Genomic DNA, 12,255 nt, shown 5'->3' with positions numbered 1-12,255 from the left:
CTTAATTAAGGAGGACTTATCATGAAAGGAATAGGAGGCGCGTTTACGATGTTTACCAAGAAAGAAACCGATCGAAAGAACCATGAAAAAACAGAACAACAGCATAACGATACCAAGTACAACAAAGCACAGTTTGCCGAAGCCCGGCAGTTCAGTCGGTTGGAGAAAGATATTTTGGCAGCCGTTCTATCGGAAGAGAAAACGTACACCGTGCAAGACGCACAGCAACATATCCAACAATTTATGAATGGGGAGGCACAATAATGGCTGGAGGAACATGGACAACTCAAAATAAGGTACGCCCTGGCGTATATATGAATTTCGCATCAGAGGGCGCATTGCCCGGTACAGTGGGAGAGCGGGGAACGGTGGCTTTGGCACTTCCAATGTCTTGGGGACAAGCAGGTACAATCTTGACGGTACAGGCAGGTGATGATGTACAGGCGAAACTCGGTTATGACTGGACAGCACCACAACTGCTGCTGATTCGTGAAGCGTTGAAACGTGCACAGACCTTACTTTTATATCGTCTTAATGCAGGAACGAAGGCCAAAGCCACATTGGACACTCTTACGGTAACTGCTCAGCATGGCGGTGTACGAGGGAACGATTTGGCCATTGTCATTTCCGCAAATATGAATGAGCCAGAACAATTTGATGTATCTACTTTGCTCGCTGGCAAAGAAGTGCACAAACAGACGGTATCCACTACGGAGCAGCTACAAGCCAATGCATTTATCACCTTCACTGGCGAAGGCACGCTTACGAATACGGCTGCTCTTCCGCTAACAGGCGGAAATGATGGTACATCTACGAACCAGGAGCATGCCGATTTCCTGAGCAAACTGGAAGTACTTGATTTTAACACGGTTGGTCTGATCTCGGATGATGCAACACTGAAGTCTGTTTACACTGCATATATCAAGCGTCTGCGCGATATTGAGGGCAAGAAGGTACAACTGGTGCTTTCCAACTATCCAGCCGCAGATCATGAAGGTGTCATTAGTGTAAAAAATGGCGTTGTGCTTGCGGACGGTACCGCGCTTACACCGAAACAAACTGTTGCGTGGACTGCCGGTGCTACCGCAGGGGCTAATCTGAACGAATCTCTAACCTTCCGTGCGTATGACGATGCTGTGGATGTAAACGGACGGTTGACCCATACCGAGACAGAGGCAGCATTGCGCAACGGCGAGTTTGTATTCACAGCGAGCAGCAACTGTGCGTTGGTTGAGCAGGATGTAAACACATTCCGTTCGGTGACACCGGACAAGGCACGTCATTTTGCCAAAAACCGTGTGGTTCGTGTTCTGGATGGTATCGCTAATGATATGAAACGTATTTTCGAATCCTATTACATCGGCAAAGTAAACAACAATGAGGATGGACGCAGTCTGTTCCGCTCGCAATGTGTAACGTATTTGAAGCAGCTTCAAGACATTGGAGCAATTCAAAACTTTGATTCCAAAACCGATATTACTGTGCTTCCGGGCAATGAAACCGACAGTATTTTGATCGAAGTGCAGGTACAACCTGTGGATTCCGTTGAAAAAGTATACATGAAAGTGAAGGTGGTTTAAGATGGCATTTTTGAAAGCAAGCGACACGATCTCCGGTCAAGAGGGCCGCGCATACGCAACCATTAATGGACAGACGGAAGAAATGTTTTACGTGAAGACACTCGAAGCAACGGTGGAGAAGCAAAAAGCAGAGGTTAAAACCTTGGGTCGCCGTGGCGTGCAGCACAAAGCTACTGGCTGGTCTGGGTCAGGCTCCATGACGATTTTCTACACCACTTCCCGTTTCCGTGAGCTGATGCTTCAGTACATGCAAAATGGCGTGGACACCTACTTCGACATTGAAGTAACTAACGAAGATCCGTCGTCTACCGTTGGTAAACAGACCGTGACCCTCAAAGGTGTTAATCTGGACAGTGTAATCATGGCATCGCTGGATACCGAGGCGGAGGCGCTGGAAGAAGAAGTGAGCTTTACGTTTGAAGATGTAGATATGTCTGTATCCTTTAATTTTCCGAAGTAAGCGATATATGCGAGTAGCACGTAAACCAAGATAAATAATAAATAATCGAGTATTGGTTTTGTAAAAGAAATCAGTCCAACTTGCCTGTGTTACGGGCTATTTGGCGTGTCCAAATTTTCCAGGCAGTCGCTCCGAACATACCGAGCTTTGCTTGTTAAATAACCCAATATCAATGCTCTTCGCTGCTCTATGCGGCGGGGAGCCCCAACTTAAGAGGAGGAACTAAACATGAGTGGATTGAGTATGTTTTTTGCACAAAATGCGGTAGCAGATACAACGGAGGAATTTATCGTCTCTCCTCGTTTCAAAGATGACAAAGGGGCACCGGTCGCCTGGAAATTGCGCAGCATGACCGAGGACGAGAACCAGGAATGCCGCAAGGCAGCTACCCGCAAAATCAAGGGCAAGAATGGTGTCTACACTCCTGACATTGATGCCAATGATTACATGGCTCGTCTGATGACGGCAAGCGTGGTATACCCGGATTTGAAAAATACCGAACTTCAGCGCTCCTATAATGTGATGGGTGCAGAGTCGCTTTTGCGCAAAATGCTGTTGCCTGGTGAATTTGCCTCGCTCGGTGAACAGGTACAGAAGCTGAACGGCTTCAACCAAGACATGAATGAACTGGTGGATGACGTAAAAAACTAATCAAAGAGGGCGATTCCGAAGCCAATCTGGCTTATTACGCTCTCCATGAATTGAAGATTTTGCCGCATAAGCTCATGGCTTTCTCGATGCGAGAACGGGCAGCGATCTATGCAATGATTCAGGTCCGGGTGGAGGAAGAGAAGAAAGAGCGGGCGAGAAGCCGCACTCGGAAGAAATAATGGAGAAAGGAGGGAAATGAATGTCGGGCACAAGCATAACGGTAATCAATCCTCCGACGATTAATAATCTGATCAATAATTTGAATCTGGTCCAAGTGAAAACAACAGAAATTATCAATAATTTCAACCAGATGAATCAAATTAACTTGAATCAGTTTAATCAAACGAATATTGCCAATCACTTTAATCAAGTGAATCAGCAGATGAATGTAACGATTAACTTGATGGAAAAGTTAGAGGACGCCGCTGAGGATACAACGGATAAACTCGGAGATAACTTAAGTAAGCTCTCCAAGTGGCTGCAGATGATAAAGTCCGCTGGAAGTGTAGTCGTAAAGGCGGCCGCTGAAGAAGAAGACTTTAAATATCGTTATATGGTAGCTGCTCAAGATCCGGAAATGGGTGAAGGAGTTTATCAGAAATTCCGAGATCTGGCTTCTAAAAAGGGTCAAGATGTGAATGATTCGCTTAAGGCATCCCTTGGTTATTTGCCAATGGCACAGAATACAGGACAAGTAGAGCAGCTAAACGACCTTACCGAACGTTTAAGTATGTTGTCACCAGATGGGAAAAATCTGTCGGATGCTTCTGGAGCCATCCAAAGCGCAATGAATGGAGAGAATGGGGATTTGGCAAGTCAGTTCGGTATCTCCGAGAGTGCATTGAGTGGTGCAGGTTTGGAAGGATTTATTCAAACGAAAGATTTGGATGGTTTTATCCAGGGTTTGCAATCGGTTCTTGAAATGCAAGGTTATACTCAAGAAGCATTTGATACGATGCTGGATTCTCCATTGCAAAAATGGACTGCTCTTGTGAACCAGTTCAATAGCATCCTTTCAGAACTTGGTACAAAAGCATTAGAAGTAATTTCTCCGGTACTTGATCGGTTAAACGAAGCGATGAGTTCAGGACAGTTCAGCGGTTTTATTGAATGGATTGGTGGAGCATTTGCAATCATCGCCCAGGTCATCGCTTTTATTGTTGCTGGATTCATCAATTTCGCCACAGCTGTGCAAGCAAACTGGGATATCATTGCGCCTATTTTGACAGCTATTGCTATGGTACTGCTCTACAATATGATTGTTTCTCTTGGTATTGTCATTGGCGAAGTATTCTTGCTTGCTGTAGCATGGCTGGCTGTCAATTGGCCTATCTTACTTATCATTGCCGCAATTGCAATATTAATTATGGTTTTTCAAATGTTTGGGGCAACTGGAACGGATATTCTTGGGGCAATCATTGGGACGTTTATGATGTTTGGGGAAATGATCCGAGTGGTGATTGCTACGGTCTGGAACATATTTGCTTCATTAGCTGACTTCTTGATTAACCTCTTTATTGATCCTGTCTATGCGATTCAAAAGCTGTTCTATGATCTCGGCATGTTTGTATTACAAACTCTCTATAATGTGATGGTAGGTATCGAAGATTTCCTTAAGAGAGCTGTAGGAGCCATCAGCGAGGTTGCTTCCTTCATCAATGATACATTTGGAACTAATCTTAGCGTGATATCTGAATCAGATATTAACATTGGCAGCAAGAACATAAAGGGCTGGATGGACGCTTTAAAATCTGTAGAGCCGCAAAGTGATAAAAATGTATTCAAGTCGATGCGAATGGATGGGGAATACAATACCAATGCATATGGAGAAGGACAAAAATATGCAGAAGATTGGACTGCAAAGTTCACTTCCAAACCGAAGGATAGTTCCGTTAAAGACTTGCCAGGTAAATTCGGTAAAGACTTCATGCCTGAAACTCCCAAAACACCTCCCATGCCACCGATGCCAACGGCAACTGCTCCCGCCAACATGAACAATATGAGTAACCTCAACAAGATTAACAATATCGGACAGGTGGACAAAATCGGTGATGTGGCTGGCACGGTGGACGTAACGAGTGAGGATCTGAAACTGATGCGTGAGCTTGCCGAGATGCAGGCCATTCAGCGCTTCGTTAGTCTGACGCCAACGGTTCAAGTGACAACAGGTGATATCAATAGTGGACATGACGTGGACAGTATCATTAGCAAAATTACCGAAGAAATGAACAGTCAGATCGTCTCCAGTGCCCAGGGGGTGTATGGATAAGTGAGCTATTCGATACAGCTTAGCTTCAACAACCGCGCGGAATATATTTATTTCCCGGTTATACCGGAGAGTATTGAGTTTTCAGATGCGGGAGACGGAAGCACATTCAAAGTTAGTCGTTTAGGAGAGATCAATGTAATCAAGTCCCCCAAACTTCGTGAAGTCAGCTTCAGCGGTATTTTTCCGGCAGATTACAGTCCATATCATTACAAATACGACTCAAGAGATCCTGGAGCGCAGAAAGAGTTTTACCGTGACCCCTATGAGTATGTGAAAAATATTATTCGCTGGATGCAGACAGGGCGGCCCGTCAGGCTGATCTTTTCCAGTGCAAGATACACGGTCAACATGGCTGTCTCCATCGAGAGCTTCGATTGGAAGGAGACAGCGGGTACGGTGGGCGATGTCCAGTATGATATCAAGCTGAAGCAGTACGTTTTCTATGCTGCCAAAAAAGTAGTGCCTGTGAAGAACAGTCAGAACAAGACTGCGGCTTCAACAATGAAAACCAAAGCCTCCCGGCCGGATGAAAAAGTAAAACCGAAAACCGTCACCTTGAAAGCCGGAGATTCCTTATGGTCTGTCTCCAAAGCTCATCTGGGTGATGGGGCACGCTGGAAAGAGTTGCAGAAACTGAATGGCATCAAAGACGCACAGCTCAAGAAGCTGCCCGTTGGACTTGTCATCAAGCTTCCGTGAAAGGAGAGGTGATATGCAGCAGGAGATCCATCTGGACAACAGGCAGATCATTGAGAAGCAGCAGTTATGGCTGGATGACAAGCAAGGAAACATCTGGGACATCAGCGAAATTGTTGGCGATATTACGTACAAGACCTCCCGAATCGGCAAGCCCTCCTCTCTTGAATTCACGTTGATTAAGGGTAGCTTGTTTCAGAATCGAAAGTTTAGTTATGAGAACGGTTATGTGGTGAGGTACACCCATGGGGAACTGGGAATATTTTATGGATATATTTTTTCGGTGGACAGCAGCAAGGACGAAAAAGTAAAGATTAAAGCCTATGACCAGACACGATATCTCACGGCGAATCAAACCTATAAGTTTGTTGGCGCAACAGTGGCGGACGTGATCAAGCGGATTGCAACGGATTTTCAGTTGAAAATAGGGGATTTAAAGCAACCCAAGTACGCCATTCCACACATGCTTTTTGATAACAAAAAGTTGATCGATATGATCTGTGAAGCCTTGGACAGAACGCTGATTTATGGCGGGAAAAACTATATCTTTTACGATGATTTTGGCAAGCTGGCCCTTCGCGATGTCGAAGAGATGCCTTACGGTTTTGTTATTGGAGATCATAGTCTGCTTACAAATTATAGTTACAAACGGTCGATTGATGATCAGACTTACAACAAGATCAAGTTGTACAGGGATAACAAGGATACGGGCAAACGTGACACATTTGTGCATCAGAATACAAGCAGCATCCGTCAATGGGGGCTGCTTTTTTTGTACCAAAAGGCAGATGACGGTTTGAATAAAGGCCAGATCGATGACATGTTGAAAACGCTGATGACTTTGCGTAACCGGGAGACACAGAAGTTGAAGGTGGATGCCCTTGGCGATTTTAAGGTGAGAGCCGGGAGTTTTGTCAATATTCAGATCGATGAATTGAAGATCAATCAATATTTTCTGGTGGATGAGTGTACGCACAAGGTACAGGGGGGTGTGCACACCATGTCGCTGGATTTGAAGGTGGTGTAGCCATTTATGATGCTTGATGTGATTAAAAAAGCGGCAGTAGCCGCCGTAGATGCCAAATCTCCCGTACAGATTATGTACGGAACTGTGACGAGCACACAGCCTTTGGAGGTTACCGTGGAACAGCGGCTTGCGCTGAGTGCCCCTTTTCTCGTACTTACGGAATCGGTGGCACAAAAAAACTGGATGATCGGTGAGTCGGCCTTATTGCTACGCGTGCAGGGCGGGGACAGTTATGTTGTGCTGGATCGGCTGGTGAAACCATGATTCCACAAGGTTCTCAAATTGGAGAAGAAAATCAGGAAGAAGTTTCGGTGCTTCCTAGCCTCACCTATGTGGTGCAAGCCTCGGGACAACGGATCGGCAGACTTCAGTTGGATGGAAAAGAAGCGGTTAAGCAAGCGGTGTACAAAGCTTTGTCCACACGTCGTTATGAACATCTGATCTATTCATCTGATTATGGAATGGAATGGTCTTGGGAAGGCATTTCCGGGAGATCCATGGTGGAATCCGAATTGGAACGCTGGATTCAGGAAGCATTGCTTCCGGACGACCGGATTTCGGAAGTTACCGAATTTCAGTTTGTTCATGAGCCGGATGGCGTCAAGGTTTCTTTTACCGTAGGAACAGATTTCGGTAACTTCAGGCAAGAGACGGAGGTGAACATGAATGTATGAACAGGAGACATTTGAGGTCATTTTGAGCCGGATGCTGGATAAAATTCCGGATGGTGTGGATAAACGGGAAGGTAGTATCATCTATGATGCACTCGCTCCAGCAGCAGTGGAGATGGCTCAGATGTATATTGAGCTCGATATCAATGCGAATCTGAAATTCGCGGATTCCGCTTCAGGTGAATATCTGGATCGTGCGGTAGCATGGTCAGGTATTACTCGCAAGCCGCCTACGAAGGCGCGTTGGTCTGCAAGTTTTCAAGATCAAGAGGGCAAACCTGTGGAGATTCCAATGGAAAGTCGCTTTTCGACAGGAGAACGAGTATATAGAGCTGTGGAGAGAATGACGACAGGGCAGTTTGTACTTGAAAGTGAGGTTGCAGGTGCCGAAGGCAATGAATATACGGGGACACTGTTACCCATTGATTATATTGCAGGCCTGACCACCGCCAGATTAACCAAACTGCTTGTTCCAGGGGAGGACGAGGAAACGGATCAAGCCCTGTATGATCGTTATCAGGACAAAGTTTCCCGCCCCATCACAAGTGCCAACAAGTATCAGTACGAACTGTGGGCGCGGGAGAATTCGGGAGTTGGCAAAGCGAAGGCCTTTCCGCTCTGGAATGGTCCCGGTACAGTCAAGGTGGCTTTGTTAAACAATGATATGCATGCTCCTGCCGAGGGAGTCATTGAGGCGGTGCAGGATTACATCGATCCTTCGCAGGATGGCATGGGGGAAGGGGCAGCACCCATCGGTCCGGTTGTCACCGTCGTAGGGGCAGAAGAAGTCCCTATTCATATCGAAGTGCAGGTTACGCTCGCATCAGGATCAACGTACGAAGGTGTGAAATCCTTGATTGAGACGGGGGTTACTGTGTATCTGAAAGAGCTGGCCTTTGCTGATCCGCTCGTTCGCTGGACACGGATTGCCAATGTCATTCTGGATATTCCGCCCGTAATCGATTACAGCAATCTGTTGGTCAACGGCGGTATGTCCAATCTGGAAATAGCACCCGGAGCTGTAGCTGTGCTTGGGATGGTGAAGGTGACATGAGTAAAGCAGATATATTGATGAATCTATTACCCCCGCTCTATGAAAATGTGCTGGAAATGCAGTTGCTGACACAGACGGAAGGTACTGAACTAGATCAGCTCGCAGCCGGTGTGGAAGACGTATTGCAGCAGTTTTACCCGGAATCCGCAACGTGGGCGTTAGATCGATATGAGCAGGATTTACAGATTCCGACCAACCGTGCCAAACCGGACGACCAACGAAGGTCCGTCATCATTTCCAAAATGCGCGGCAGCGGCAAAGTCTCAGGCTCTATGCTCAAGAACGTTGCTCAGGCATATGAAAGTGGAAGTATCGATGTTTCGGTAGATTCAAGCGAGTATCGCATCTTGATCCGTTTTATAGATACATTGGGTCTGCCGCCCAACCTGGACGATCTTAAAGCAGCTATTGAAGATGTTAAACCAGCGCACATGACCGTGGAGTACCGTCTGCGGTATCTGACCATTGCCGAGGTTGAAAGCATGACACTGACTGAGATTGAACAAACCCGGCAGGATAAATTAGCAGGAGGTGGAGCTTAATGAGTGAACCAAAGACACCTAATTTAGGGTTGAATAAAATTGATCGTTCCTCGCCATCAACAACCTACTTTGATCTGGACAGGTATCTGGATCAGAACTGGGAGAAGGTTGATGACTTTGCCAAGCTGGTGGGAGAAAAGGTAGAAGAAACAGCAACCAAGGTAAGTGACATTGAGGAACGATTGGATGTGGAGAAGAGAAGATCGGTAACGCTCAAGCCCGGATTGCAGATCATTCATGCGGAACGAGCTTCTACCTTTAAGTTGGAGGGGTTGAAGGGGCGCACGCTTGTGAACTTGTTGGGGCGTGATGGTGGTTTTGAAAGTATGAATGGTTGGTTTACAACTGCGGGCGTGGCGTCTGAATTGGATTCGTCACAGAAAACACAAGGTAATCAAAGTATTAAAATTTCATTGAAGGAAGGCAGCACCGGAGGCAGTTTATACAAATTATTAGGGCAAACTCTATCAACGAGTAAAAACTATATTGCGCTTGCAGATTTGAAAAAAGACACTTCGACGAGTGTTTCTCTTTCTTTGTGGAATGGCACGTCTAACGTATCCGGGACAGTGGTCACAACTGATCAGTTCTCGACGGCAGTCTTACTGATTCCTGCTACGAGTCTAGGGACAACGACGAACAATTTACAGATTTCAATTGTAGGAAGTGTAAAAGGACAATTTGGTCATGTGGATGCAGTGCGGTTATATGAGATTACTTCAGATGAATTGAATGCCCTTTCTAACATGCCCGCTAACAAAATTGCAGCGAAATATCCTCATGTGGATAGTGTTCAACCTGTGCATAATCCATTTGTAATTCGATACGGAGAAAATCTTTTGCCACCGTTTTATGAATGGAATTCTTTGGGTCATAGTTTAATGATCGATGCTCCATATTCTGCTAGTGGCAAAATGCTGGCCGATTCTATTGGAACGGATGCGTACGCTGTGACTTATTTGAATATATTAGCTGATCAAGAGTACACGATTAGCAATCCATTAAAAAGCACAGGTAAGCTTCGATTAAGTGTTTATGCTACTTCTGAAAGGGTACAGGGGGTATTCATCAATCCTGGAGAAACTAAAACAATAAGAACAGCGCCCAATGCTGTGTATATCGGAATGCATCTCAGCGGTGTCACACAATACACTGATGAATTTGATGTAAGTAAATGGACGTGGTCTGCTGGGAACAAAGCAACATTTGTGCAACCTGTAATGACTTTAGGTGAAGCGGCTAGATCGTTTAAAGTACGTGAAGATTCAATGCTCGCACTGCAGACGGATTTGTATTCTGATCCAGTGACTGGTGAGGACGCTGATGAAATTTTTTTTAGAGAAGGACATTATTATAAAGTAAGAAAGTGGGGGAAAGTTCAACTTATTCCTGAAAATTTAGATTCTAATAGTCTTGGGGCTACTAAATATACTGGATATAAACAAATTGCTATTTACATGCCAAGAAACGTAGATACTTCGAATTTCAAGGCTTATCTGACCAAATATAACGGGAAAAACCTAACATTAGATCGATCAAGTTCCCCTCTCTTAAGTGCCGATGTTTTTAATGTTGGCAATGATTCATATAAGGGATATCTCTGGATGACCGTTTCTAATGATGAAAGTGGTTGGGGAGATTCATACAATCCGACCGCTGATGATATTAAGGCGTACTTCTTAGGTTGGAGACTATATGATGGAGAAAGTTCATTGTATAACGGAGTTGGCACAAAGTACTGGCATAAACTATCAGATGGTATTTCGACACCGGGACAAGGAACTAAGATTTTGCCAACGACACAGATTCCGGGGTGGACTCCTTATCAGCTCGTGTATCTAGTTTCAAAACCGATCATCGACCCTATTAAAGAGGAAGGACAACTAACATTTTTAGAGGGACATAATCAGCTAGAAGTAGGGTCAGCTCTGGAGATTAGAGAGAGTGTTAATCCAGTATTTACTTCAAACGAATATAAATCCTACAACATTAATAACTTTAATCAATCTTCTAAATTGAAGAAAAAAGTTAAAAAAATAATGTCCATCTATAAAGACGATATGCAGGATTATTGGGACGTAAATCGATTTAGTCCAGAGTCAGAAATTTATGGCAGGGAACTCGCTAGTCTACCAGCTTTCCAATTTGATTCATCAGCGAAATACTCAGTCACCTATCAGAGTTTAGGTGATTTCTTCTCAGTACCACTGACTGGAACTGTTGGAGAGAACGAGAAGTCAGTAATAGATCAATTGATAAACGATTCTTCTGCTATTTCTAAAAAGCTGTCAGTGTTTGAAGGTAAAGATAGGTATGGAGAATTAAAGAATTTTGTAAATGAAAACTATCTTAGTAAGGCAAGTAGTATTAATGAAAGTGAAGACTTGAATAACTATTTAAAAGAAGGGGAATTCTACTGTCAGTTTAATAGTGCTGCTCAGACACTAAAAAATTGCCCCGTTGTAGAAGCCTTCAGTCTAAAAGTAAGTAAAAATGGAGCGAAAAATACAGGGAATATACCTGGAGTGACACAGACCTTAATTACTTTTCTTACGGTAGGATTTACTACGTGGCAACGGAATCTTTATGATACCTGGGGGGCATGGGTCCAGGTTCCTTCTAGAGAGGAATTTGAGAGTTTAAAGTCCTCTGTCAGTGATGGGAAATCGGCTATCGCTGCCGCTATTACTGGCAAAGGTGTTACAGCATCAGGCAGCGATACATTTGCACAGTTGGCAACAAAAGTAGTTCAAGTAAGTGAAGGACGTTATCAAAGTATCGTTCCTTCTATTTCTCCTACTAGTGGGACAGTGAATAAAGGCCAAACGGGTACAGTTACTACTTTAGCAACTTTTCAAAAGGGAACAAAAATAGTTAGTATTGGCTCTATAAATGAAAGTTGGATACCACATATTTTTTCTGGAAGTTCAAATTTAAACGTAGGCTTTGGTTTTAAGGATGGTGCAGGGAAATTGTGGTATCATCCTGATTATGCTGAAGGTGGCGTTAGTGGAAGGACATATTTCAACCTTTTGCATATGGAATGTGACTTTGTTACAGGAATTTTATCTTCTCAGTATTTTAAATCCGACTCACCGATCTCAGCTAAGGAAACTTTATCGTGGAAATTTGCACAAAGCATAATGCCTTCTGATTTTAACATTCAATCTGGTCCTATCAGTTTGGTTGTATGTGTGTCGTATAACAATGTTTTTTCTTCTGGTGGTTATCAATATAGATTTCAAAACTCCCGTATCCTCTCAATATAAAAGGCATAATTCTAGAAGTATATTTATTTAAAGTCA

At 44.3% G+C, this 12,255-nt stretch carries 13 protein-coding genes; all 13 read left to right on the top strand.

What is annotated here, in order from left to right:
- The first annotated feature begins 21 nt into the window (after positions 1 to 21).
- The 13 genes from ACR8BL_RS10445 (at position 22) to ACR8BL_RS10385 (ending at position 12,219) form a co-directional block, all read left to right on the top strand.
- A complete protein-coding gene (locus ACR8BL_RS10445; RefSeq protein ID WP_434752550.1) occupies positions 22 to 264 on the top strand; it encodes a hypothetical protein in 243 nt (80 codons plus the stop codon).
- Positions 264 to 1,580, top strand: coding sequence for a phage tail sheath family protein (locus ACR8BL_RS10440; RefSeq protein ID WP_434752549.1), 1,317 nt, complete (start codon positions 264 to 266; stop codon positions 1,578 to 1,580). The genes ACR8BL_RS10445 and ACR8BL_RS10440 overlap by 1 nt, the downstream gene beginning before the upstream one ends.
- Position 1,581: 1 nt before the next feature.
- Positions 1,582 to 2,040: a phage tail tube protein gene (locus ACR8BL_RS10435; RefSeq protein WP_434752548.1), complete on the top strand. Its 459-nt coding sequence runs from the start codon at positions 1,582 to 1,584 to the stop codon at positions 2,038 to 2,040.
- A 228-nt stretch (positions 2,041 to 2,268) separates the two neighbouring features.
- Positions 2,269 to 2,691, top strand: a complete 423-nt coding sequence (locus ACR8BL_RS10430; RefSeq protein WP_221787790.1) for a phage tail assembly chaperone — start codon at positions 2,269 to 2,271, stop codon at positions 2,689 to 2,691.
- 50 nt (positions 2,692 to 2,741) lie between these two features.
- Positions 2,742 to 2,870: a hypothetical protein gene (locus tag ACR8BL_RS10425; RefSeq protein WP_434752547.1), complete on the top strand. Its 129-nt coding sequence runs from the start codon at positions 2,742 to 2,744 to the stop codon at positions 2,868 to 2,870.
- Positions 2,871 to 2,890: 20 nt separating this feature from the next.
- On the top strand, positions 2,891 to 4,960 hold the full coding sequence (locus tag ACR8BL_RS10420) for a hypothetical protein (RefSeq protein WP_434752546.1): 2,070 nt from the start codon (positions 2,891 to 2,893) through the stop codon (positions 4,958 to 4,960).
- Entirely contained in the window at positions 4,961 to 5,659 is a 699-nt protein-coding gene (locus ACR8BL_RS10415) for a LysM peptidoglycan-binding domain-containing protein (RefSeq protein WP_434752545.1), read from the top strand.
- Positions 5,660 to 5,672: 13 nt separating this feature from the next.
- Positions 5,673 to 6,683, top strand: coding sequence for an XkdQ/YqbQ family protein (locus tag ACR8BL_RS10410; protein ID WP_434752544.1), 1,011 nt, complete (start codon positions 5,673 to 5,675; stop codon positions 6,681 to 6,683).
- Between the two features lie 6 nt (positions 6,684 to 6,689).
- Positions 6,690 to 6,947, top strand: a complete 258-nt coding sequence (locus ACR8BL_RS10405; RefSeq protein ID WP_434752543.1) for a DUF2577 family protein — start codon at positions 6,690 to 6,692, stop codon at positions 6,945 to 6,947.
- Positions 6,944 to 7,357, top strand: coding sequence for a DUF2634 domain-containing protein (locus ACR8BL_RS10400; protein WP_434752542.1), 414 nt, complete (start codon positions 6,944 to 6,946; stop codon positions 7,355 to 7,357). Before ACR8BL_RS10405 ends, ACR8BL_RS10400 begins: the two co-directional genes overlap by 4 nt.
- Entirely contained in the window at positions 7,350 to 8,408 is a 1,059-nt protein-coding gene (locus ACR8BL_RS10395; RefSeq protein ID WP_434752541.1) for a baseplate J/gp47 family protein, read from the top strand. Before ACR8BL_RS10400 ends, ACR8BL_RS10395 begins: the two co-directional genes overlap by 8 nt.
- Positions 8,405 to 8,950, top strand: a complete 546-nt coding sequence (locus ACR8BL_RS10390; protein WP_434752540.1) for a putative phage tail protein — start codon at positions 8,405 to 8,407, stop codon at positions 8,948 to 8,950. Before ACR8BL_RS10395 ends, ACR8BL_RS10390 begins: the two co-directional genes overlap by 4 nt.
- Positions 8,950 to 12,219: a pyocin knob domain-containing protein gene (locus ACR8BL_RS10385; RefSeq protein ID WP_434756664.1), complete on the top strand. Its 3,270-nt coding sequence runs from the start codon at positions 8,950 to 8,952 to the stop codon at positions 12,217 to 12,219. Before ACR8BL_RS10390 ends, ACR8BL_RS10385 begins: the two co-directional genes overlap by 1 nt.
- The last annotated feature ends 36 nt before the right edge of the window (positions 12,220 to 12,255 follow it).

This window comes from Paenibacillus amylolyticus, assembly GCF_051136285.1.
GTDB classification, from domain to species: Bacteria; Bacillota; Bacilli; order Paenibacillales; family Paenibacillaceae; genus Paenibacillus; species Paenibacillus amylolyticus_F.
Note: the sequence above shows the minus strand (reverse complement) of the source record. Positions and strands in the feature narration are given on the sequence as shown.